Origin of the sequence: Amycolatopsis orientalis DSM 40040 = KCTC 9412, from assembly GCF_000478275.1 — a bacterium.
Classification (GTDB): domain Bacteria; phylum Actinomycetota; class Actinomycetes; order Mycobacteriales; family Pseudonocardiaceae; genus Amycolatopsis; species Amycolatopsis orientalis.
The window spans coordinates 21,292-44,640 of sequence record NZ_ASJB01000045.1 but is presented as its reverse complement, the minus strand read 5'-3'; the positions used below and the strand labels follow the sequence as shown (position 1 = coordinate 44,640).

The 23,349-nt window shown below is 69.5% G+C and carries 20 protein-coding genes; 15 read left to right on the top strand and 5 right to left on the bottom strand.

Annotated elements, in window-relative coordinates; all coding sequences use genetic code 11:
* The first annotated feature begins 62 nt into the window (after positions 1-62).
* The 7 genes from L324_RS14175 (at position 63) to L324_RS14145 (ending at position 7,382) form a co-directional block, all read left to right on the top strand.
* Positions 63-830, top strand: coding sequence for a DUF4097 family beta strand repeat-containing protein (locus tag L324_RS14175; protein ID WP_037307234.1), 768 nt, complete (start codon positions 63-65; stop codon positions 828-830).
* 27 nt (positions 831-857) lie between these two features.
* Positions 858-1,529: a DUF4097 family beta strand repeat-containing protein gene (locus L324_RS14170; RefSeq protein WP_037307232.1), complete on the top strand. Its 672-nt coding sequence runs from the start codon at positions 858-860 to the stop codon at positions 1,527-1,529.
* On the top strand, positions 1,526-2,935 hold the full coding sequence (locus L324_RS14165; protein ID WP_037307230.1) for an alpha/beta hydrolase: 1,410 nt from the start codon (positions 1,526-1,528) through the stop codon (positions 2,933-2,935). Before L324_RS14170 ends, L324_RS14165 begins: the two co-directional genes overlap by 4 nt.
* 165 nt (positions 2,936-3,100) lie before the next feature.
* A complete protein-coding gene (gene dnaK / locus L324_RS14160; protein ID WP_037307228.1) occupies positions 3,101-4,975 on the top strand; it encodes a molecular chaperone DnaK in 1,875 nt (624 codons plus the stop codon).
* Positions 4,972-5,742 carry a nucleotide exchange factor GrpE gene (grpE, locus tag L324_RS14155; protein WP_037307226.1) on the top strand — a complete coding sequence of 257 codons (771 nt, stop codon included), beginning with the start codon at positions 4,972-4,974 and terminating at the stop codon, positions 5,740-5,742. Before dnaK ends, grpE begins: the two co-directional genes overlap by 4 nt.
* Positions 5,743-5,775: 33 nt before the next feature.
* The gene (dnaJ, locus tag L324_RS14150) at positions 5,776-6,948 is read left to right on the top strand and encodes a molecular chaperone DnaJ (RefSeq protein WP_037307224.1); all 1,173 of its coding nucleotides are present in this window, start codon (positions 5,776-5,778) and stop codon (positions 6,946-6,948) included.
* A gap of 5 nt (positions 6,949-6,953) precedes the next feature.
* Positions 6,954-7,382, top strand: a complete 429-nt coding sequence (locus L324_RS14145; protein WP_037307565.1) for a heat shock protein transcriptional repressor HspR — start codon at positions 6,954-6,956, stop codon at positions 7,380-7,382.
* Between the two features lie 51 nt (positions 7,383-7,433).
* On the opposite strand, the gene L324_RS14140 is transcribed toward L324_RS14145, so the two are convergent.
* The 4 genes from L324_RS14140 to L324_RS14125 all read right to left on the bottom strand — a co-directional run bounded on the left by L324_RS14140 (position 7,434) and on the right by L324_RS14125 (position 11,718).
* Positions 7,434-8,039 (bottom strand): DUF305 domain-containing protein, encoded by a 606-nt coding sequence (locus L324_RS14140; RefSeq protein ID WP_037307223.1) that lies wholly within the window; start codon positions 8,037-8,039, stop codon positions 7,434-7,436.
* Complete coding sequence (locus L324_RS14135; protein ID WP_037307221.1) at positions 8,036-8,785, bottom strand: lytic polysaccharide monooxygenase; 750 nt, start codon at positions 8,783-8,785, stop codon at positions 8,036-8,038. The genes L324_RS14140 and L324_RS14135 overlap by 4 nt, the downstream gene beginning before the upstream one ends.
* Positions 8,786-8,944: 159 nt before the next feature.
* Entirely contained in the window at positions 8,945-10,045 is a 1,101-nt protein-coding gene (locus tag L324_RS14130) for an FAD-binding oxidoreductase (protein ID WP_037307561.1), read from the bottom strand.
* Positions 10,046-10,512: 467 nt separating this feature from the next.
* Entirely contained in the window at positions 10,513-11,718 is a 1,206-nt protein-coding gene (locus L324_RS14125; protein WP_173426371.1) for a globin domain-containing protein, read from the bottom strand.
* A gap of 270 nt (positions 11,719-11,988) precedes the next feature.
* Between L324_RS14125 and L324_RS14120 the strand changes: the two genes are divergently transcribed.
* From L324_RS14120 to L324_RS14105, 4 genes are all read left to right on the top strand, one after another.
* A complete protein-coding gene (locus L324_RS14120) occupies positions 11,989-12,453 on the top strand; it encodes a MarR family winged helix-turn-helix transcriptional regulator (protein ID WP_037307219.1) in 465 nt (154 codons plus the stop codon).
* Positions 12,454-12,528: 75 nt separating this feature from the next.
* Complete coding sequence (locus tag L324_RS14115) at positions 12,529-13,713, top strand: MFS transporter (RefSeq protein ID WP_037307555.1); 1,185 nt, start codon at positions 12,529-12,531, stop codon at positions 13,711-13,713.
* An 88-nt stretch (positions 13,714-13,801) separates the two neighbouring features.
* Positions 13,802-16,399 (top strand): ATP-dependent chaperone ClpB, encoded by a 2,598-nt coding sequence (clpB, locus tag L324_RS14110; protein WP_037307217.1) that lies wholly within the window; start codon positions 13,802-13,804, stop codon positions 16,397-16,399.
* Positions 16,400-16,642: 243 nt separating this feature from the next.
* Complete coding sequence (locus tag L324_RS14105; protein ID WP_037307215.1) at positions 16,643-17,353, top strand: TtfA family protein; 711 nt, start codon at positions 16,643-16,645, stop codon at positions 17,351-17,353.
* Here L324_RS14105 and L324_RS14100 read toward each other — a convergent pair.
* Complete coding sequence (locus L324_RS14100; RefSeq protein WP_037307213.1) at positions 17,350-18,498, bottom strand: hypothetical protein; 1,149 nt, start codon at positions 18,496-18,498, stop codon at positions 17,350-17,352. The genes L324_RS14105 and L324_RS14100 overlap by 4 nt on opposite strands.
* 117 nt (positions 18,499-18,615) lie before the next feature.
* Between L324_RS14100 and L324_RS14095 the strand changes: the two genes are divergently transcribed.
* The 4 genes from L324_RS14095 to L324_RS14080 all read left to right on the top strand — a co-directional run bounded on the left by L324_RS14095 (position 18,616) and on the right by L324_RS14080 (position 23,303).
* Positions 18,616-19,383, top strand: a complete 768-nt coding sequence (locus L324_RS14095) for an SDR family NAD(P)-dependent oxidoreductase (protein ID WP_037307212.1) — start codon at positions 18,616-18,618, stop codon at positions 19,381-19,383.
* Positions 19,384-19,426: 43 nt separating this feature from the next.
* Positions 19,427-19,921 (top strand): PepSY domain-containing protein, encoded by a 495-nt coding sequence (locus L324_RS14090; protein WP_037307553.1) that lies wholly within the window; start codon positions 19,427-19,429, stop codon positions 19,919-19,921.
* Positions 19,922-20,004: 83 nt separating this feature from the next.
* Positions 20,005-20,766: an ABC transporter ATP-binding protein gene (locus tag L324_RS14085; protein ID WP_037307210.1), complete on the top strand. Its 762-nt coding sequence runs from the start codon at positions 20,005-20,007 to the stop codon at positions 20,764-20,766.
* Entirely contained in the window at positions 20,766-23,303 is a 2,538-nt protein-coding gene (locus tag L324_RS14080) for an FtsX-like permease family protein (protein ID WP_037307208.1), read from the top strand. The genes L324_RS14085 and L324_RS14080 overlap by 1 nt, the downstream gene beginning before the upstream one ends.
* Positions 23,304-23,349 lie beyond the last annotated feature (46 nt).

Genomic DNA, 23,349 nt, shown 5'->3' with positions numbered 1-23,349 from the left:
TCCCGGCGCGCTGGCCTTAGCGTCGAGACACACGAAAACCTGCTCTGGAGGGACTCAAGACCATGGCGCGCCCACTCCTCGCAATCGGAGGCATCGCCTTGATCGGCGTCGGTGTCCTCACCGGCCTCGGCTGGTGGTGGCCGTCCGACGCGGAGGCGACCGCCGAGCTGACCCAGTCGATCAAGAGCGTCCGGGTCGACAACGACGAAGGCTCCGTCAAGATCCGCACGGGCAGCGGGCCGGCGAAGGTGCACCAGGAGTTCTCGTACCGCTGGAACAAGCCGGGCGACGCCTTCCGCGTGGAGGGCGACACCCTCGTCCTCGCCGGCTGCGGCACCAGCTGCGAGGTCCGGTACGACGTGATCGTCCCGGCGGGCATCCCGGTTTCGGGCAGGCTCGACTCCGGATCACTGGACATCGCCGGAGCGTCCACTGTGGATGTCACCGTCGACTCCGGCGGCGTCGAGATCAGTGACGTGCCGGGCACGGTGAAGGTCAGGGCCGACTCCGGCCGCGTCGAGCTCAAGAACATCGGGCAGGCCGTCACCGTGCAGGCGGCTTCCGGCGCCATCAAGGGGGAACGCCTCGGCGGCAACGTCGAAGCGCGTGCCAACAGCGGCCGCATCGAACTCGAACTGATCAAGAGCGCCGACGTCACGGCCCGGAGCGACAGCGGTTCGATCGAGGTCACCGTGCCCTCGGGCGACTACAACGTCAGCGGCACCACCGACAGCGGCAGCCGCGACATCGGCGTGAACCAGTCCGGTTCGGCCCCGCACAAGCTCGATCTCAACACCGACAGCGGAAGCGTCAAGGTCAACGCGGCCTGACGGACTTATCGGGGGAAACACTTTCTCATGGGGAACAAGGAGAAGCGCGTCCTCGGCGCGCTCGCACTCGGCGCGCTGACGGCCTTCGGGATCGTCGGCTGCACAAGCGAAAGCCGCGAGACGCTGAGCGACGGCACGCCCGTCACCGAGCAGATCACCGCGATCCGGGTCGACGTCCCGGTCGGCGGGGTGACGCTCCGGGTCGAGGACGGCGCACCGGTTTCGCTGCACCGCCAGGTCACCTACACCGGACGTCATCCCGGCAAGACGCACAGCGTCGAGAACGGCACGCTGGTACTCGGCGGCTGTAGCCAGTGCGGCGTGGACTACGAGGTCGTGGTCCCGCGTGAGCTGGCGATCTCCGGCGGGATCGGCACCGGGAAGATCACGCTCACCCGCGCGGCGTCGGTCGATCTGCACGGCGACGTCGGGGATCTCACGGTGCTGAGTTCCTCCGGGCCGGTGAACCTGCGCACCGGCACCGGCGACATCGAGGTCGGGCTCGCCGAACCCGGCGCGGTCACCGCGAACGCCGAGGTCGGCAAGATCACCGTCACCGTCCCGGACGGCGCGTACCAGGTTCGCGCGAAGTCGGAGGTCGGCGGCGTCGAGACCGGCGGCGTACGGCAGGACCAGGCGTCACCGAACGTCCTGGATCTCCAGGCGGGCACCGGTTCGATCACCGTGAAGGCCGCATGAAGACGCTCGCCGCGCTCACGGCGTTGACCCTGCTGCCGCTTTCCGCGCTGCCCGCGTCCGCCGCGCCCGGGATCGACTGGAAGCCCTGCGCGACCGAGTACGCGCCGACACTGGAATGCGCGAGCCTTCCGGTGAGCGGTGGTGCGTTCTCGATCGCGTTGGCGAAACTGCCCGCGACCGATCCCGCGCGCCGCGTCGGCTCCCTGCTGACGAACCCGGGCGGGCCGGGCGGCTCCGGGGTCACCGTGCTCAAGTACGGCGGTCGCGGTTTCGCGCTGGACAAACCGGAAATGGCCGAGGCGCGGCAGCGGTTCGACATCATCGGCTTCGATCCGCGCGGTGTCGGGGAGAGCGAGCCCGCGATCATCTGCGGCCCGGATCTGCACGACCCCGCGGTCAGCCGGTTCCCGAAGAGCCGTGCCGACTACGAAAAGCTCATCGCGCACAACCGCTCTTCCGGTCAAGACTGTCTCAAGAGGACAGGACCGGGTTTGTCCCATGTGGACACCTGGAGCGCCGCCGACGACATCGAGTCGATCCGGATCGCCCTGGGCGAACCGAAGGTGAACTGGCTCGGTGTCTCCTACGGTTCCGAACTCGGCGCCGTCTACGCGGAGAAGTACCCGAAGCGGATCCGGGCGATGGTGCTCGACGGGGCCGTCGACCACTCCCGGCCGACGCGGCAGGCGGTCCTCGACGAGGCCATCGCGACCGAAAGCGCGCTGAACGACTTCGCGAAGTGGTGCACGACGTCGGCTGAGTGCGTGCTTCGCGGCAAGGACGTCATCGCGACCTACGACGCCCTCATGCGCACCCCCGGCGGTGTCCCGTCGAAGCAACTCGGGCGGAACGTGACCGCCGAGGAGATGGCGGCCGGCCTGTACGGCTCGATCATCCTGCCGATGTTCTGGCCGGACCTGGCGAAGGCGGTCGAAGCCGCGAGGGCGGGGAACGCGGACGGGCTGCTGCCCTACTCGCAGCTGGACCCGTCGTACGGCGCGTACCGCGCGATCGGCTGCCACGACTTCGGCTCGCCCTTCACCTCCTACGCCGACATGAAGGCGATGCAGGGGCTGGTGAAGGCCCTCGCGCCGCACAGCTGGCGCTACACCGAGTTCTGGGACATGGCGAGCGGCTGCGCGGGCTGGCCGGTGGCCTCCGCGTACCTGCCGCGGCCACAGCACGTGCGGGGCGCGGCGCCGATCCTCGTGGTCGGCGGCGAACACGATCCGGCGACGCCGCTGGTGTGGGCGAAGGGGCTCGCGCGGAACATCGAGAACTCGACGTTGCTGGTCGACGCCGGATACGGGCACACGGGGCTGCTCAACTCGGGCTGCGTGCGCACCGAAGAGGTGAAGTACCTGGTGAGCGGGGTCACACCGGCTCCGGGCACGGTCTGCCGGTAGGCCGGGAACAAGACGCCCGGGTCGCTCGTTGAGCCGGGTACAAGGTTGAGTGCAGGCGGCTCAAGTCCAGCTTGACGGAAGCCGCACCATCCCGATAGAACTTGCGTGGCGCCCACTCAAGGTGGGCGTGAACGTGCAGGTCACGAATAGCAGGAGGAACACACCATGGCGCGAGCGGTCGGCATCGACCTCGGCACGACCAACTCGGTCGTCGCTGTCCTTGAGGGCGGCGAGCCGACGGTCATCGCCAACTCGGAAGGTTCACGCACCACCCCGTCCATCGTCGCCTTCGCCAAGAACGGCGAAGTGCTGACAGGTCAGCCGGCGAAGAACCAGGCCGTGACGAACGTCGACCGGACCATCCGGTCGGTCAAGCGGCACATCGGTACCGACTGGAAGACCGAGATCGACGGCAAGGCCTACACCTCGCAGGAGATCAGCGCCCGGGTGCTGATGAAGCTCAAGCGCGACGCCGAGGCGTACCTGGGCGAGACCATCACCGACGCGGTCATCACCGTCCCGGCCTACTTCGAGGACGCGCAGCGGCAGGCCACCAAGGAGGCCGGGCAGATCGCCGGCCTGAACGTGCTCCGCATCGTCAACGAGCCCACCGCGGCGGCGCTGGCGTACGGCCTCGACAAGGGCGAGAAGGAACAGACCATCCTGGTCTTCGACCTCGGTGGCGGCACGTTCGACGTCTCGCTGCTGGAGATCGGCGAGGGCGTCGTCGAGGTCCGCGCGACCTCCGGTGACAACCACCTCGGTGGTGACGACTGGGACGAGCGCATCGTCACCTGGCTGGTCGACAAGTTCAAGTCGTCCAGCGGCATCGACCTGACCAAGGACAAGATGGCGCTGCAGCGCATCCGCGAGGCGGCGGAGAAGGCGAAGATCGAGCTGTCCAGCTCGAACTCCGCCAGCATCAACCTGCCGTACATCACCGTGGACGCGGACAAGAACCCGCTGTTCCTCGACGAGCAGCTCTCCCGCGCCGAGTTCCAGAAGATCACCTCGGACCTGCTGGACCGCACCAAGGCGCCGTTCAACAACGTCATCCGGGACGCCGGGATCGCCGTCGGCGACATCGACCACGTCGTACTCGTCGGTGGTTCCACCCGGATGCCCGCCGTCGCCGAACTGGTCAAGGAGCTGACCGGCGGTCGCGAGCCGAACAAGGGCGTGAACCCGGACGAGGTCGTCGCGGTCGGCGCGGCGCTGCAGGCCGGTGTGCTCAAGGGTGAGGTCAAGGACGTCCTGCTGCTCGACGTGACCCCGCTTTCGCTGGGCATCGAGACCAAGGGCGGCGTGTTCACCAAGCTCATCGAGCGCAACACCACGATCCCGACCAAGCGTTCGGAGATCTTCTCCACCGCGGACGACAACCAGCCGTCGGTGCAGATCCAGGTGTTCCAGGGTGAGCGCGAGATCGCGGCGCACAACAAGAAGCTCGGCATGTTCGAGCTGACCGGCCTGCCGCCCGCCCCGCGTGGCGTGCCGCAGATCGAGGTCACCTTCGACATCGACGCCAACGGCATCGTGCACGTGACCGCGAAGGATCTCGGCACGAACAAGGAGCAGTCGATGACGATCACCGGTGGCTCCGCGCTGCCGAAGGACGACATCGAGCGCATGGTCAAGGACGCCGAGGCGCACGCCGAGGAGGACAAGAAGCGTCGCGAGGAGGCGGAGACCCGCAACCAGGCCGAGACGCTCGTCTACCAGACCGAGAAGTTCGTCAAGGACAACGAGGACAAGCTGCCCGACGACCTCAAGGGCAAGGTGAAGTCCGCGATCGACGAGGCCAACGAGGCGCTCAAGGGCACCGACTCGGCGAAGATCCGCGAGTCCATCGAGAAGCTGAACACCGCTTCGCAGGAACTGGGCACCGCGCTCTACGCCAACGCGGGCGGTGCCGCGGCCGAGGGTGCCGCCGGTGAAGGCGCGACCGGCACCGCCGGCGCGGGTACCGGTTCGCAGGCCAAGGCCGACGACGTGGTCGACGCCGAGATCGTCGAAGAGGACGAGAAGGACAAGAAGTGACCGAACGCTACGACGAAACCGAGGGCCGGGGCCCGGACGAACCGGTGGTCGTGCGGGACCGTCGGCGGATCGATCCGCTGACCGGTGAGGTCCGCCAGGCCGCCCCGGCGGCCGAGCCCCAGGACGGCCCGAAGCACGCCGCTCCGACCGAGGAGCCCGCGGCGCCCGAACCGGCGCACGCGGGCCCCGGCCTCGGGGACTCCATTGTGGACGATTCGGTATCGGTGGCCACCGGTCTGGAGAAGGAGCTGGCGGAGCGCACCGCCGACCTTCAGCGGCTCCAGGCGGAGTACGCCAACTACCGCAAACGCGTGGACCGCGACCGCGAGCAGGTCGTCGCCGCCGCGAAGGCGTCGGTCGTCGGTGACCTGCTCCCGCTGCTCGACGACCTCGAGCGCGCGGAGCAGCACGGCGATCTGACCGGTGCCTTCAAGGCCGTCGGCGAGAAGCTGGTCGGCAGCCTGCAGCGGTCGGGCCTCGAGCCGTTCGGCACCGAGGGCGAGGACTTCGACCCGAGCGTGCACGAAGCCGTCCAGCACAGCACGTCGCCGGACGTCGCGGGCCCGACGGTCACCACGGTCATGCGCCGCGGTTACCGCTTCGGCGAGCGCGTGCTGCGTGCCGCGCTGGTCGGGGTCACCGATCACGAACCGGGCGCGGCCCCCGCGGCCGCCCCCGCACCGGAGGCGCAAGCCGCTCCGGTGGACCCGCCCGTCGGCGGCGAGCTGCCGCTCGAGGGCGAACTTTTCGATGAGAACAACCGCTGATCGGCGAAACGGCGTGAAAGGAGGAGACGTTCGGTGAGTGCACGAGAATGGATCGGTAAGGACTTCTACCGTGAGCTGGGCGTCTCCTCCGATGCCACCCCGGACGAGATCAAGAAGGCCTATCGCAAGCTGGCCAAGGAGAACCACCCCGACGCCAACGCGGGCAACGCGGAGGCGGAGAAGAAGTTCAAGGCGGTCTCCGAGGCATACGGCGTGCTTTCCGATACGTCCAAGCGCAAGGAATACGACGAGGCCCGGCGTCTCTTCGGCTCCGGCGGTCCCGGCGGCTTCGGCTTCCCGGGTGGCGGCGGTGGCGCGGGTGGCTTCGACGTCGGCGACATCTTCGGCCAGGCCGGTCAGCAGCAGGGCGGCTTCGGCGGGCTCGGTGACATCCTCGGCGGCCTCTTCGGCCGTCGCGGCGCCGCCGGTGCCACGGCGAACCGGCCGCAGCGCGGCACGGACGTGGAGACCGACGTCCGGATCGACTTCACCGAGGCGGTCAAGGGGGCGACCCTGCCGCTGCGGCTGTCGAGCCCGGCGACGTGTTCCACCTGCGGCGGGAACGGCGCGAAACCGGGGACTTCCCCGCGGACGTGCTCGACCTGCCAGGGCAGCGGGCTGGTCAGCCGGAGCCAGGGCGCGTTCGCGTTCTCCGAGCCGTGCCGCGACTGCCGCGGCCGCGGCTCGATCATCGACGAGCCCTGCCCGGAATGCGCGGGCGAGGGCGTCAGCACCCGCACCCGCACGCTGACCGTGCGGATCCCGCCGGGCGTCGCCGACGACCAGCGGATCCGGCTCGCCGGCCAGGGTGAACCGGGCCGCGGCGGCGCGCAGCCGGGCGACCTGTACGTCCGCGTGCACGTCGCCCCGCATCCGGTCTTCGGGCGGCAGAACCTCGACCTGACCATCACCGTGCCGGTGTCCTTCACGGAACTGGCCCTCGGCGGCACGATCACCGTGCCGACCCTCGAGGGCAAGGTGTCGCTGAAGGTGCCGCAGGGCACGGCGAGTGGTCGGGTACTTCGTGTGCGCGGCAAGGGAATCGCGAAGCGGGACGGCGCGCAGGGCGATCTGCTGGTCACCCTGCAGGCGGCCATTCCGTCCAAATTGGACGACAAGGCCCGTGAGGCCCTGGAGGCCTACGCGGACGCCATGGCCGAACACGACCCGCGACCGGAGATCACCGAACTTCTCGAAGGCAGGTGAGCAGGATGTTCGGCGGGCTGCCGCACGGTGCGGACGAAGACACCCCGGTGTTCGTCATCTCGGTGGCGGCGCAGCTTTCCGGCCTGCACGCGCAGACCCTCCGGTCCTACGACCGGCAGGGTCTCGTGTCGCCGGGCCGGACCTCCGGTGGCGGACGGCGCTATTCCATGCGGGACATCGCGTTGCTGCGCGAAGTGCAGCGACTGTCCCAAGAGGACGGTGTCAACCTCGCGGGCATCAAGCGGATCATCGAGCTGGAGAACCAGGTCGACGCGCTGCGGGACCGGATCGCCGAACTGACCGAGGAACTCGCGGCCGCGTACACCGCCGCCGAACAGACGGCCGCGGCCGTGCACGCCTCCTACCGCAAGGACCTCGTGCCCCTGCGGCAGCAGACCGCCCTCGTGGTCTGGAAACCCAAGCGCCGCGGCTAGAACGCGTTTCGTCCTCTGAATGCATAACGCATCCAGAGGACGAAACGCGTTCTACTGGCCGGGGACCAGGGTCCGCAGCTGCTGGACCTCACCGGTGCGCGAGTCCATGATCCGCTGGGCCAGTGCCTTCGATTCCGGGTTCTTGCCGTCCTTCAGCTCGGTCCGCGCGAGCGCGACGCCGTTGTGCTGGTGCGCGACGAGGATGTCCACGAAGTCCAGGGTGAACTCCTTGCCGTCCTTTTTGGACAGCGCTTCGAGCAGCCCCTTGTCCGTGAGTCCGTCGCCACCGTGGTGGTGATGCGCGTTCGGATCCATCGAGCCTGTCTCGGGCTTCCCCCAGGACTTCAGCCAGTTCCGCATGTCGGAGCTCTCGGTCTGCTGCGTCGCCTCGATGGCGGCGGAGAGGTCCTTCAGCGGCTGTAGCTGCGCCTGTTTTGTGTGTACCAGCTTGACGATCTCGATGCCCTGGCTGTTGTGGGCGATCATCATCTGCAGGAACATCACGTCGGCGTCGTTGTACTCCGCGGACGCCGGGGCGCCCGCCGCCGACTGGGGAACCGGCGAGAGCGGGGCACCGGCGGTGGTGGGTGAGCCATCGCCGGCCCCGCAGCCCGCGAGGGCCACGAGACCGGCGACGAGAACGAGGGCGAGCTTCACTGACGCGTCCACAACGCCGGGGTGTTCGGCGGTTCCCAGCCCTGGATCGCGGTATGCGCCAGCTGGCAGCGGTAGCCCGCGCCGCCGTAGGTCACCGTGTCGCCGACCGCGTAGGCCGTCCCTGCCGCCCAGGTGCCGCCCGCGGGCGGAGTGCTGGTGGTGGGCGTGGTGGTGCTGGTCGGGGGATTCGACGTGGTCGGCGGGTTGCTGGTGGTGGGTGGGTTGCCGCCGCCGATCTGCAGGTCGATGCAGCTGTAGAAGGCCATCGGCGTATCCGCGATGTTCCAGATGGCCAGCACCTTCTGGCGGCCGCTGAAACCGCTCAGGTTCACCGTGTGCGACGTCGGGTCCTTCGGCGCGGAGTTGTTGCCGCTGATGTCGGCGATCTTGGTGCCGCCGATGTAGTACTCGTAGTTCGTGGTCCGGTGGTAGGCGGTGAACTTCCAGTTGAAGGTCACGCTGCTGCCGACCGACGCGGCGGGCCACGACTTCGATTCGTCGTTGAGCTGCGCGAACTGCGGAAGTCCGCCGTTGCAGCTGCGGAGCCCCTTGGGGCCTTCGACGCTCTGCGGTTCGTAGACGATGCTGCCGCACCCGGACACCTTGCCCTGTGCGCAGTTCGCCTGACGGCTGGGCGGCGACAGCACGTAGCCGTGCGCGCTGGCCACCTGCGGGATGGCCACGATGGCGATCGGGGCGAGAACCGCACCGGCGGCGGCTGCCATGAGCTTACGTTTGACGGTCATGCCGGCTCCTGGGATGGAACGACGGTGTTCCCGTGAGGGGGAGCAATGTGGTCTAGACCATAAATCCGTCGGTGACCGGTGGTCAATGATTCACTGACCTACTGGTGCGTTGAGCCCAGGTGGAACGGCCGATCGGCCTAATACGAACGGTTCGTCTGCTCAGTCCAAGGTGAAGGGGTCGTACTTGATCCGCTCCAGGTCCGTCCCGCCGGCGAGCAGTTTCGCGATCGTCGCGCGGATCATCGACGGCGACCCGGCGACGTAGACGTCGCGCTCTCGCCAGTTACCGCGCTGCGTGACCGCCATGGCCAGGGTGCCGCGGTCGCCTCCGGCGATGGTCCCTTCCTCGGTCACCGGGGTCACCGTGAGCCAAGGGCAGGTGACGGTCAGCCCGCGGAGGTCGTCCAGGGCGTACAGGTCTTCCGGCCGCCTGCCGCCGAAGAACAGGTGCACCGGCGGGTTGTGCCGCCAGCGCGACATGTCGTCGATCAGCGCGAGCAGCGGGGCGACCCCGGTGCCGCCGCCGATCATCAGCAGCGGACGGCTTTCCGTGTGGTGCACCGAAAGCGCGCCGAGTGACGGGCCGAGGCGCCAGACGTCGCCGACCCGAGTGTGGTGGACGATCGCGCGCGAGACCCAGCCGCCGCGCACGGCGTGCACGTGGAACTCGATCGTCCCGTCGTCATGCGGCGCGGTCGCGGGCGAGAAGTACCGCCACATCCGTGGCCGTTGCGGGACCTCGACGCTGACGTAGCCACCGGCCCGGTACGGGAGCGGCTGATCGGTGCGCACCCTGATGACGGCGACGTCGCGGGAGACGCGGCGGTGTTCGAGCACCGTCGCCTTCCACCACGCCGGCCCGATCTCCTTGCCCGCGGCTTCCCGCATGCTCTTGGAAATGACGCCGTACGCGGTGACCCAGGCGTCTTCGACCTCGGGCGTCCAGTCGTCCTTCAAGAACCGTTTCAGCGCGGCGATCAGCGCGACGCCGACGGCGTCGTAATGGCGGCCGAGGACGTCGAACTTCCGGTGATCCCGGCCGAGCTGGCCGAGGAACGTGGTCAGTTCGTCGGGCCGGTCGACCATCTGTACGACGTAGACGAGGGCACGCAGCAATCGGTTTCTCTGGGTGGCCATGTTGATCGGGAACAACGCCCTGGCATCCGGCGAAACCGAGAAGAGCACCCCGTAGAAGTACTGGGAAAGCTCCTCGGCTTTGGCTTCGACGGCGGCGAAACTCTCCCGGATGAGTTTGGCCATCTGGACGGTCTTGTCCGCCGCGGGTGCCTCGATCAAGGGAGGGACGGGAACCGGCGGCGAAGATCTCGACGAACTCGGTGGATGTTCGTACTTCACTGTTTCGGCAGTCATGGGTGAACGATTTTCTCCAGTTGGATCGGGCATATTCTCCAGACCCGATGTCATCGTGCTCGTGTTCCCCCGAAGGTTCTCGACTGTATGCCCGACCGTCGTAAAAGGATCCAAGAATCGTTGTTTCCCGCTCGAACGGAGCAAACGGTATACGCGCCGTAAACCTCGTCTGTCGCACGGTAAAGGTGATCATGCGACGCGGATTTCATTGTCCACCAGTGCTTTTCGCCAGGTCGACACGAAAGCGTGATCCGCCGATCGGGTGGTGCTTCTCCGTGATTAGCGAGTAGCGTAACGATACGCGGCCGTCGGCTGATCCCTATTGTGGAATCGCATTCGTGCAGCGGGAAAGGCTGTCAGTCGATGGTGAAGGGGTCGTACGCGATCTGGTCGAGCGCGCTGCCGGCGACGAGCATCCTGGACACCGTCGCCCGGATCATCGTGGGCGAGCCGGATACGAGGATGCGGTGGCCGGGCCAGGATCCGTACTGGGTAACGGCTTCCGCGAGCGTGCCCTGTTCGCAGCCGGGGGCTTCTTCACCGCGTTCGACCACCGGGGTGACGGTGAGCCACGGGTTCGTGGCGGCGAGGGCGCGCAACTCGTCGAGGTCGTAAAGGTCCTCACGCGACGGTCCACCGTAGAACAGCCAGACCTTCGGGTTCTCGCCCCACTGCGCGAGGTCGTCCAAAATGGCGCGCAGCGGCGCGACACCGGTGCCGCCCGCGATCATCAGCACGTCGCGGCCGTCGGTCCGGTCGACCGAAAGCCTGCCGAGTGGTGGGCCGAGCCGCCAGACGTCGCCCGGCTGCGTGTGACTCACGATGGCGCGGGACACCCAGCCGCCGTCGACGGCGCGCACGTGGAACTCGATGCCGCCGTCCTCGCGCGGCGCGTTCGCCGGGGAGAGGTAGCGCCAGAGCCTCGGCCGCTGCGGCACTTCGACGCTCATGTACTGACCCGGCTGGTACGGCACCGGGAACTCGGGCTGGACGCGGACCAGGGCGAGGTCCCAGGTGAGCCGCCGGTGCTCCAGCACGGTGGCCGACCACGACGCCGGGTTCACGTCGGCCGCGGCGGCCTCCTGCATCGCGCGGGCGACGATGGTGAACGCCTCCGCCCAGGCCCGCTCGACCTCCGGTGTCCAGTCCGGACCGAGATGGTTCTTGAGCGAGGCGAGCAGCGCCGTGCCGACGGCCTCGTAATGCCGGGGGATGACGCCGAACTTGCGGTGGTCGCGGCCGAGCTGGGTCAGGAACGGCACCAGATCGTCCGGCCGGTCGACCATCTGGACGATGTGGACCAGTGCGCGCACCAGCCTGCCGCGCTGGACCTCCATGTTGATCGGGAAGAAGTCCCGGGTGGCCGGCGCGAGGGTGAACAGCATCCCGTAGAAGAACTGGGAGATCTCCGGGATGAACGGCTCCGACTTCGCCCAGGTGTCACGGATGAGCCGCACCATCGCGGTGACCGCGGGCGGGGCTTCCCTCGGCGCCGAGGAGCGGGGAACCGGGCTGACCGCGTCGGCTGTCACGGGCTGGGGGTCGCTGCTCGGGAAGTGCATACCGAAAGGGGGTTCCGCTGATTCACGGAAGAGTGACCACTGGAGAAGAATTCACGGATCATTCACCTCTCCGGTCAGTGGCTGTCCGCCGGTCTGGCTGCTTCCGGCTCGTCCGCGAGACTAGCTGCCGCGAGCCCTTTTGCCCGCATCGTTGCTCCGGACGGGTGTACCGGAATCCGGGTGGTAGTGGGCGATCTCACGAGGTAAATAGTTGCCTTACGCAAGCGTCCCCGAATAAAGTTGTATCGTACAAGTACCGAGGAGGCATCGATGAGCTCCGCCGACGACGCCAGGGTCGACCTGATGCGCGAGTTGAAGGCCGCCTCCCAGTTGCAGCACGCCTGGATCATGCAGGCGTGGCAGGACGATCCCGGTCTGCATCCGGCCGCCGCGATGCTGCTGTCCGATCTGGCGAAGCACGGTGAAGCGCGCCCGTCGGAACTGGCCAAACGGCGCTTCGTGGACCTTTCGGTGGTGAGCCGTCAGCTTTCCCAGCTGTCCGCGGCCGGGATGATCGACCGTCGTCCCGCGCCCGAGGACGGCCGCGCGTCGATCATCAGTCTCTCCGAGCGGGGGCACGCGGAACTGGACCGCAGGCGGGCGGGCTACCTGGACTTCATGGAGCGTGCGCTCGGTGACTGGACCGAGGAGAAGGTCGTCGACCTGACCACGCGACTGGCCGAGATGAACGCGGACATCCGCGCCGTTCTGTCCGTGCGGACATGCGAGGTCTGACGCCCCCATACCTACCCGCCGGTCTTGACTGAACGGACCTTTCGTAGCGCTGTCACCCCGGTAACGTCGGTGTTCGTGCGAAGCCGGGTCGCGTTGCTGGTCGCCTTGGGAATCGACAACTTCGGCTCGGGACTCTTCCTCCCACTGGGCCTCGTCTTCGTCATCCGGGTGGTCGGTCTGCCCCTCGCCCAAGCGGGGGCGGCGGTCACTCTCGGTGCACTCGCCGGTCTGCTGGTCCCCGCACTCGCGGGGCGGCTCGTCGATCTGTTCGGCCCGCGCACCGTGATGATCTGCTCCCATCTCCTGCAGGCCGCCGGGGCGGGTGCGTTCCTGCCCGCCGCCGGGTTCGCCGGCGTCGTCGGCGCTTCGGTCATGCTCGCGGCCGGACAACAGCTGTTCTACAGCTCGCAGTTCTCGCTCATCGCCGACGTCGCGGGCGAAGGCCCGAAGGACCGGCCCTTCGCCGAAGCCGCGATGGTGCGCTCCGCGGGCTTCGGGCTGGGCGGACTCGCGGCGGGCGGACTGCTGGTCTGGATCGGACGCGAGGGCCTGTACGTCGCCGTGATCGTCGACGTCTTCACGTTCGTCGTCGCCGCGGCCATCCTCTCGACCCTGGTCCCGCCGGTCCCCCGGCAGGCGCGCCGCCTGTCCGGGTCGGCCGGGGTCTGGCGGAATCGCCCCTATCTCGCGCTGATCGTGTTCAGCGGGCTCTTCGCGCTCACCATGGACTTCTTCCTCATCGGGATGCCGGTGTACGTCTTCAACACGCTGCAGGGGCCGCGGTGGCTGCCCGGCGCGATCATCGCGCTGCTCACCGTCGTCACCAGTCTGGGTGGTGTCGTCGCGTTGCGGGTCACCCGCGGGATGACCCGGATCGCCGCGATGCGCGCGGGCTCGGCGTTGTTCGCGGTGTGGTGCCTGGCGTGCCTCGGCGTGGTGTTCGTGCCGAAGGTCTTCCAGCCGGTGTACCTGCTCGGGGTGACCCTCGTGCTGGCCGCGGGCGATCTCGCCTTCGGGCCGCGGTCCGGGGCGCTGGCCGAAGCGGCGGCGCCGCCGGAGGCGCGGGGACGGTATCTGGCGGCCTTCCAATATGCCTTCACCCTCGCCGCGGTGATCGCGCCGACCATCGTCGCGCTGTTCTCCGTGGCAGTCTGGATCCCGTGGGTGCTCGTGGCCGCGTGCGCCTGCGCGGCCGTCGTCGGCCTCGGCAGGGTGGGCCCGCGCCTGCCCGCGGAGGCCGTCTCGCCGACTGGAGGATGACGAATTCAGGGTTGAGCGGAACAGACTCAACTTTTCTGACGTTGTACGAGTCGAGAAGAACTTCGCAGGACCTAGTACGAGGTGAGGGATGGACGCTTTCAACCCGACCACGAAGACCCAGCAGGCGATCTCGTCGGCGGCGCAGGCGGCCACGATGGCCGGCAATCCGCACGTCGCGGCCGCGCATCTGCTCGGCGCCCTGCTGGCGCAGGGTGAGGGGCTCACCGCGCCGCTGCTGACCGCGGTCGGGGCCGACCCCGGGCTGGTGCACAAGGAGCTGGAACCACTGATCGCGGCGCTGCCGTCGGCGACCGGCGCCACCGTGTCGAGCCCGCAGTTCGACACGCACGCGGTCAAGGCGCTGACGCACGCGCAGAAGCTCGCGACCGAACTGGGCGACGAGTACGTCTCGACGGAGCACCTCCTCGTCGGACTCGCCACCGAAGGCGGCCCGGTGGCCGACCTGCTCAAACGGCACGGCGCCACCCCGGACGCGCTGCGTGAGGCGTTCGCCAAGGTCCGCGGCTCCGCGCGGATCACCAGCCCGGATCCGGAAAGCACGTTCAAGGCGCTGGAGAAGTACGGCGTCGACCTGACCGAGCGTGCCCGCGCGGGCGAGCTGGACCCGGTGATCGGCCGCGACACCGAGATCCGCCGCGTGGTGCAGGTGCTCTCGCGCCGGACGAAGAACAACCCGGTGCTGATCGGCGAGCCCGGCGTCGGCAAGACCGCCATCGTCGAGGGGCTCGCCCAGCGCATCATCGCCGGAGATGTGCCCGAGTCCCTGCGCGGCAAGCGGGTCGTGGCGCTGGACCTCGGTTCGATGGTCGCGGGCGCCAAGTTCCGCGGCGAGTTCGAAGAGCGGCTGAAGGCCGTGCTCAAGGAGATCACCGACTCGGCGGGCGAGGTCGTCACCTTCATCGACGAGCTGCACACCATCGTCGGCGCGGGCGCGACCGGCGAGGGCGCGATGGACGCGGGCAACATGATCAAGCCGATGCTGGCCCGCGGTGAGCTGCGGATGGTCGGCGCGACCACGCTCGACGAGTACCGCCAGCACATCGAGAAGGACGCCGCGCTGGAGCGGCGCTTCCAGCAGGTACTGGTCGGCGAACCGTCCACAGAGGACACGATCGGCATCCTGCGCGGGCTCAAGGAGCGGTACGAAGTGCACCACGGGGTGCGCATCACCGACGCCGCCCTGGTCGCCGCCGCGACGCTGTCCGACCGCTACATCACCGCCCGGTTCCTGCCGGACAAGGCGATCGACCTGGTCGACGAGGCCGCGTCCAAGCTCCGGATGGAGATCGACTCGCGGCCCGTCGAGATCGACGAGGTCGAGCGCGCCGTGCGCCGGATGGAGATCGAGGAGATGGCTCTGTCCAAAGAGGACGACGCCGCCTCCAAGGAACGGCTCGCCGTGCTGCGGTCGGAACTGGCCGAGAAGCGGGAGACGCTGACGGCGCTGACAGCGCGCTGGCAGAACGAGAAGGGCTCGATCGAGCGCGTCCGCGAACTCAAGGGGCAGCTGGAGCAGCTGCGCGGCGAGTCCGAACGCGCCGAACGCGACGGCGACCTCGGCAAGGCCGCCGAACTCCGCTACGGCCGGATTCCCGCGCTGGAGAAGGAGTTCGAGGCCGCGACGGCCGCCAGCGAGGTCAGCCAGCAGAACGTCATGCTGAAGGAGGAGGTCGGCGCGGACGACGTCGCGGACGTGGTCAGCGCGTGGACCGGCATCCCGGCGGGACGGCTGCTGGAAGGCGAGACGGGCAAGCTGCTCCGGATGGAGGAGGAGCTGGGCAAGCGGGTCGTCGGGCAGAAGGAGGCCGTGCAGGTCGTCTCGGACGCGGTGCGCCGCACCCGGGCGGGCGTCGCGGATCCCGACCGGCCGACCGGTTCGTTCCTGTTCCTCGGCCCCACCGGTGTCGGCAAGACCGAGCTGGCGAAGGCGCTGGCGGAGTTCCTGTTCGACGACGAGCGCGCGATGCTGCGGATCGACATGAGCGAGTACGCCGAGAAGCACTCGGTGGCGCGCCTGGTCGGGGCGCCGCCGGGTTATGTCGGCTACGACCAGGGCGGGCAACTGACCGAGTCGGTGCGCAGGCGGCCGTATTCGGTGGTGCTGCTGGACGAGGTCGAGAAGGCCCACCCGGACGTGTTCGACGTGCTCCTGCAGGTGCTCGACGACGGACGGCTCACCGACGGCCAGGGCCGCACGGTGGACTTCCGCAACACGATCCTGGTGCTGACCTCGAACCTCGGCTCGCAGGCCATCGCCGACCCGGCGCTCGACGAGCGGCAGCGCAACGACGCGGTGATGGCGGTCGTGCAGCGGCAGTTCAAACCGGAGTTCCTGAACCGGCTGGACGACATCGTGGTCTTCCACGCGCTCGGCACCGACGAGCTGACGTCCATTGTGGACATCCAGATCGCGAGGCTCGCCTCGCGGCTGTCGCGGCGCCGCCTGACGCTGGACGTCACCGCCGCGGCACGCGAATGGCTCGCGCTGAACGGTTTCGACCCGATCTACGGCGCGCGGCCGCTGCGGCGGCTGGTGCAGTCGGCGATCGGCGACAAGCTGGCGAAACAGTTGCTGGCCGGTGAGGTCCGCGACGGCGACACGGTCCGGGTGGACATCCCGGCCCAGGAGGCGTCGGAGGCCCTCACGGTCACCCGGGTGGAGTGACCGGAGGGGCTGAAGGGCCCTTTCCCCTCATCTCACGCGGCGAAGGGCGCTTTCCCCTCATGCGATGCGGGGAAAGCGCCCTTCAGCCCCGCGCCCCGACCAGGAAAGTCCCGTTCATAGCGTTGGCGACACAGCGATTTGTCGACCTTTCAGCCCGTATTCGGGCCGCGGCACCGAAAGGGGTGGCGCGACACGGCGCCCGGCGATCACATCCGGTGAGCGCAGGGGGATACCCTGACCGTCGTGGGTATTCCGGCGTGGATCTGGTTCGTCGTCGCCGCCGTCGCCTTGGTGGCGGGGCTGGGGCTGCTCGCGGCCGACCGGGCGAAGGAGGGCTCGCGCAATCGCGAGCGAATGCGCTGGGCCGAGCTGCGCGGCTGGCAGTTCGTCGAAGAGGACGAGCGGTTGCCGCGGCAGTGGTCCGGCGGGGCCATCGGGTACTTCGGCGCGCAGGCGGCGGTCAACGTCGTGGCCGGGTCCACCTTCACCTCCGACGGACGGCGTCCCGTCTTCATCTTCGACATCGAGACCGAGGGCCAGATCCCGGCGGTCGTGGTCGCCGTGCGCTGCAACCGCGTGCACGAGACGCCGCTGGAGATGTGGTTGTCCAGCGTGCCGTTCCAGCGGCAGGACATGCCCGAGATGCTCGGCCCGATCGGTCAGCGCTACGCCTTCGCGGACGACTCCGAAGGCGCCCGCAAGGTGATCACGCAGGAACTCGTCGACGCGGCCGATTCGCTCGGCGGCGACGTCGGCGTGGCGTGGCTGGAGAACGAGTGGGTGCTCGCGAGTGTCGCCCCGAACGCCGGACCTTCGCGGCTGGAGCGGTTGCTGCGCGACCTCGGCGAGATCGCCGACATCGTCGACCCGTTCGACGAGGAGTACAACAACGCCCCGACCCCCGGCCGCCACTGGCAGGCCGAAGAAGCCGACGACATCGAGCCCAAAGGCTAGGACTGCCTGAGTTCCAGCGGCAGTGCCCCGGTGGTGACGCCGGTGTGCGTCGGCTTGCCGAGCACCGTCACGTCGAGCGTCCCGGACTGCGTCACGTGCCCCGCCTGGGCGGGATCGACGGTCGGCAGGACCCCGCGGATCGAAGACGTCGTGGCGCCGTGGACGCGCGCGACCTCGTCGACGCCGAGGTCCCCGCTGATCGTGTTGGCGCCGGATCCGGTCAGCACGGCGCCGTGCTGCGTGAGCCCCGCGTCCTGACCGGTCGTCACCAGCCCGCTCACCGGACCGGCGTTGCCGCCGAACGCGTGTTCCTGGCCGAAGTCGGTGCCGGTACCGGCGTCCAGGGGCAGCACACCCTTGAACCGGCCGCCGCCGTGCTGCGCCGACGTCGTCCCGACGGCGGCGAGATCGCCGAGGTCGACGGCGTGCCCGGAAGACCGCCCGGCCTCCAGCGTGCCGCCGAGGTCGCCGGAGAAACCGCCGTCGAGCCGGAGGGCCCTGTCGACTTCGCCACCGGCGTGTTGTTCGGTCTCGGTGATCACGCCGAACCCGGGCATCGGGCGGACGGCGTGGTAAGTCCCTTCGGACGCGCCGAGCGCGCGGCCGTCTTCGGTGACGAAGGAGGGCGTGCCGGTGCGAGGGTCGAGGGCGGCCTCCGTCAGCCGTGCCGCGCTCCGCTCGACCTTGGTCTCGTTCCCGGCGACGACGCTGCCGTGAGGATCGAGCTTCATCGTGTCCCGCTGGCCCTGGGTGAGGGTCTGGGCGGTCTTCGACGCGGCGAGGGCGCCGACCTTGTCCGGCCGGACGGTGACGCCGTCGCGGGTCTCGACGCTTTCGCTCGCCGACCGGCGGACGTCCGCGACGACCTTGGCGCCGCCGAGGTCCTTGCTGTAGACATTCCGTTCAGTGCTGGTCACGAAGCCGCGAAGGACGGTCGTGTCCCCTTCGCTGGTGGCGCCGATGCCGCGATCGAGGCTGCCTTCGCGCTGGTGGTCGAGGGGCAGCGGGACGCTGCCGAGCGGGATCGCCTGGTCGGCCTGCGCGGCGAGCGAGGTGGCCGGGCCGGCGAGCAACAACGCCAGCGGCGCGGCACCGGCCGCGACCTTGGGCAGATAGCTCGGCTTGCGCCTGCTGTGCTTCCCCATGGGCCGGGACGATACTTCCCGACCGAAGTCGTCGCACGTCAGGTCCCCACTGAGGGTGACGTCCACCGCTCGCCGTCTCGGCGAGGAAACCACCCGACTGGAGAGTAGGTTCCGGATATGACCCCCACCGCACTGATCACCGGCGCCACCGCAGGCATCGGCGCGCAGTTCGCGCGCAGGCTCGCCGCCGAGGCGTACGACCTCGTACTCGTCGCCCGCGACGTCGACAGACTGGAGGCCTTCGCCGCGGAACTGGTCGAGGCGCACGGTGTCGACGTCGTCGTCCTGCCAGCCGATCTGTCCGAAGTGGACGGACGCGCGCTGGTCGAGGCCCGGCTGGCCGGCGAGCCGGTCGACCTCCTGGTGAACAACGCCGGATTCGGCCTCAACGGCGACTTCTGGACCATTCCGCCGGACGCGCTGCAGCGTCAGCTCGACGTCAATGTCACCGCCGTTCTGCGCCTGACCCGCGCCGCGCTGCCCGCGATGATCGACCGCGGCGAGGGCGCGATCATCAATGTCAGCTCGGTCGCCGGTTTCTTCAGCGGCCGCGGTTCGACGTACACGGCCAGCAAGAACTGGGTCACGTCGTTCACCGAAGGCATCGCGGCCTCCCTGCCGAAGGGCGTCCGCATGATGGCGCTTTGTCCCGGCTTCACCGCCACCGAGTTCCACGAGCGGGCCGGGCTGGACCGGCCAGGCCCCAAGGCGTTCTGGCTCGGCGTCGACCAGGTCGTGGACGAAGCGCTCACGGATCTGCGTCGCGGCAAGGTGATCTCGGTGCCGAGCCTGCAGTACAAGGCGGTCGTCGCGATCGGTGGCCTGCTGCCGAGGGCGGTGCTGCGGCGGCTCGGCGGCGGTTTCGGCGGCAAGGGCCGCACCTGAGGCATGAGGGTTTGGACCTGCTCCGCGCGGGTATGTGTGGATCATGAAGTCCTCACGTCTTGTCACCGCCGGGGCACTGACGTTGGCGCTGGCCGCCTGTTCCACCGAGCAGCCGCCCGGCCCGGCCGCACCGGCGCCCGGCAAGGAAGGCACCCAGCCGGTCAAGGCGATCCAAGCGGCGGCGGGCGCCGTATCCGACGGGCGGGTGTTCGACGTCGAGCCGGGGAACGACGCCTGGGAGATCAAGGTCGCGTCACACGGGCAGGAACACAAAGTGCGCGTGAGCCGGGACGGTGGTCAGGTCTTCGGCGAGCAGCAGACGGCGAAGCCGAGCGACGACTTGGCGAAGGTCGGGCAGGCGGACGTCGACGCGGTCAAGGCACTGCGAACCGCGCAGCAGCGTCAGCCCGGTGAACTCGACGAGATGGAGATCGACCGCGCGGCCGACGGCACCCTCGTCTGGGAGATCGGGCTCCGCGACGGCAAGGGCGTCGAGCACAAGGTCACCGTGGACGCCAAGACCGGCGCGGCACGCTGAGCCGCTGAGGTAGGGAGCGCCCTACCTCCGAGACGCACGCTCGCCCCAGGGTGCTTTCGACCGGGGATTCCTAGGGTTTTCCCATGAACACTGGGTGGAACGGTGACGCGGTCCGGCTCGACGGCGTCCGCAAGGAATACGGCAAGGGCGTCGTCGCCCTGGACGGGGTGACGCTGGCGTTCCCGCGCGGCGGTTTCACCGCGGTGATGGGCCCTTCGGGCTCGGGCAAGAGCACTTTCCTGCACTGCGCGGCCGGACTGGACCGGCCGACGTCGGGGTCCGTCGTACTCGACGGGCAGGAGCTGGCCGGGATGAGCGAGACGAAGCTGACGAAGCTGCGCCGCGACCGGGTCGGCTTCATCTTCCAGGCCTTCAACCTGCTCCCCGCGCTGACCGTCGAGCAGAACGTCACGCTTCCGCAGCAGCTCGCCGGCGCCAAGCCGGACCGCCGCGTCGTCGAGGAGATGCTCGCCCGCGTCGGCCTTTCCGGGCGCCGCAAGCATCTTCCCGGCGAACTCTCCGGTGGTCAGGCCCAGCGCGTCGCGATCGCGCGGGCGCTGGTCACCCGGCCCGCGGTGGTCTTCGCCGACGAGCCGACCGGCGCGCTCGACACGCGGACCGCCGCCGAGGTCCTCGGACTGCTGCGCGATTCGGTCCGGACGACCGGCCAGACGGTGATCATGGTGACGCACGATCCGATGGCCGCCTCCTACGCCGACCGTGTCATCTTCCTGGCCGACGGCCGGATCGCGGACGAACTGCACGCGCCGACGGCGGACGTCGTCGCGGAGCGCATGACCCACCTGGGTGCCTGGGGCCGACCGGTTCACGCGGCGGCTGTGTGATGCTGCGACTCGCTTTCCGGACCCTGCGCCTGCGCAAGGGCGGATTCATCGGCACCTTCGTCGCCGTCTTCTTCGGCGCGCTGATCGTCGCGTCCTGCGGTGGCCTGATGGAGACCGGGATCCGCGGCAACGCGGAACCGCAACGCCTCGCGGCCGTCCCGATCGTCGTCACCGGCGGCCAGACCTTCGAACTGCCCAAGAAGGACCCGGCCACTCTCGAACCCGACGACGACCGGAAATTCGAGGACGCGCGGCTGCCCGAGCGCGTCCGGCTCGACGACGGTCTCGTCTCGCGCTTGCGTTCCGTGCCCGGCGTCTCGGACGTCGTCGGCGAAGTGAGCATCCCGCTCGCGGCGAACGGACGGCAGGCCCTCGGCCACGCTTGGGATTCCGCCGCGTTGACGCCGTACGCGCTGACAGCCGGTACCGCGCCCGGCGCGGGCGAGGTCGTCGTCGAGTCGACGTCGGGGCTGAAGCCGGGCGATCGCGTCGAGATCGCCGCGCGGGGCGAGATCGACACGTTCCGGGTGGCCGGGGTCGCCGCCGCGCCGCGTTCGATCACGCGGGCAGGCGTGTTCTTCTCCGCCGCCGACGCCGCACGGCTTTCCGGCTATCCGGGGAAGGCCGACGTCATCGGCGTCTTCACCGAGCCGGGCGCCGACATCGAGGCGGTCCGGGAAAGCGTCGCCGCGGCCGCGACGGGTGCGACCGTCCTGAGCGGGATCGACCGCGGTGTCGCGGAATTCCCCGAGGCCGAGTCGAGCGGGTCCAACCTGATCGTCATCGCCGCGGTGTCCGGCGGGCTTTCGGTGATGGTGGCGATGTTCGTCGTCGCGAGCACGCTGAGCCTGTCCACCCAGCAGCGCTCGCGGGAACTCGCGTTGATGCGGGCGATCGGCACCACCCCGCGCCAGCTGCGGCGCATGGTGCTCGGCGAGGCGCTGGCCGTCGGCCTGCTCGCCACCGCGCTCGCCGCCGCCTTCGGCCCGTTCCTCGGTGAGTGGCTGTTCGGGCAGCTGGTCGAAAACGGTGTCGTGCCCGAGGTTCTGCGGTTCTACCAAGGGTGGCTGCCGTCGGTTGTCGGCGCGGGTGCCGCGATCCTCGCGGTGTTCATCGCCGCCTTCGTGGCGGGCCGCCGGGCCGGGAAGATCCGGCCGACCGAGGCGCTCGCCGAAGCCGCCGTCACCCGCCGCTGGCTGACGCCGACGCGCTTCGTCCTCGCCGCCCTCTGTTTCGGTGGCGGCACCGCGCTGGCCATCGTGACCGTCGCGGTGATGACCGGTCCGATCGCGGCCAGCACCGCCGGGCCCGCGGTGATCCTCTGGGCGCTCGGCGTCGCGATGATCACCCCCGGCGTCGCGAAGGTGATGACGGCGATCCTGCAGTGGCCGATGCGCCTGCTCGGCGGCATCGACGCCCGGCTCGCCGTGCTCAACACCCGTGCCGGGATCGTCCGGGCGGCGGGCGCGGTCACCCCGATCATGCTCGCCGTCGGGATCGCGACCGCGAACATCTACCTGCAGACCACACAGCAGGAACTGGCGAACCAGGCGTTCACCGAGGACGTCCGCGCCGACGCCGTGATCGGCGCGCCGCACGGGACCGGGCTGTCTCCTGACCTGGTCCAGCGGATCCAGTCGGTGCCCGGGGTGGCCGGAGCGTCCGAGTACGTGACGAGCAGCGTGTTCATGGAGGTGCCGTACGAACGCTCCGACGACGGGCGCCCGGCGATCGGCCTCACCGCGTCCGGGGCCGGAGCGACCACCGACACGAAGGTGACCCAGGGCGACCTGAAGGCGTTGACCGGCGCCACCATCGCGCTCCCCGACGTCTACGCGAAGGACTTCGGCCGCGGCATCGGCGACACGCTGAGCCTGAGGCTCGGCGACGGCGCCAAGGTCGACGTCAAGGTCGTCGCGGTGACCAGCCAGCGCCCCGGCTTCGAGAGCATGCTGCTCCCGGCGAGCCTGCTGGCGCCGCACACCACCGCCGGACTCGCCCAGCAGATGCTCGTCCGCGCGGCTCCGGGCGTCGACCCGGCCGTGCTGACCGAACGGCTTCGCGAGACGACGGCCGGGCAGCCGGTGTCCGTCGGCGACCGGGACGCGCTCGTCGCGGCGCACGCGAAGGACCAGGCCGTCGGCGCCTGGGTGAACTACCTGATGGTCGGGATGATCATCGCCTACACGGTGATTTCGGTGGCCAACACGCTGGTGATGGCGACGATGCGGCGGCGCCGCGAATTCGGGCTCCAGCGGCTCACCGGTTCGACCAGGGCTCAGGTGCTGCGGATGGCGGGCTTCGAAGGCGGGCTCGTCGCGCTGATCGGGATCGTGCTCGGCACGGTCGTCTCGGCGGGCGCGATCGTCCCGTTCTGCCTGGTGGCGGCCGATTCGCTGCTGCCGATGGGTTCGCCGCTGATCTACCTGTCCATCATCGGGATCGCGGCGGCGCTCGCGCTGGCGGCGACCCTGGTCCCGGCCTGGGCGGCGACCTGCGGGCAGCCCGTGGACGCCGCGACGACCGGCAGTGACTGAGCACACTGGGGCAAACACCCCGGGGGCGCCCGGCCGGGCGTGTGTA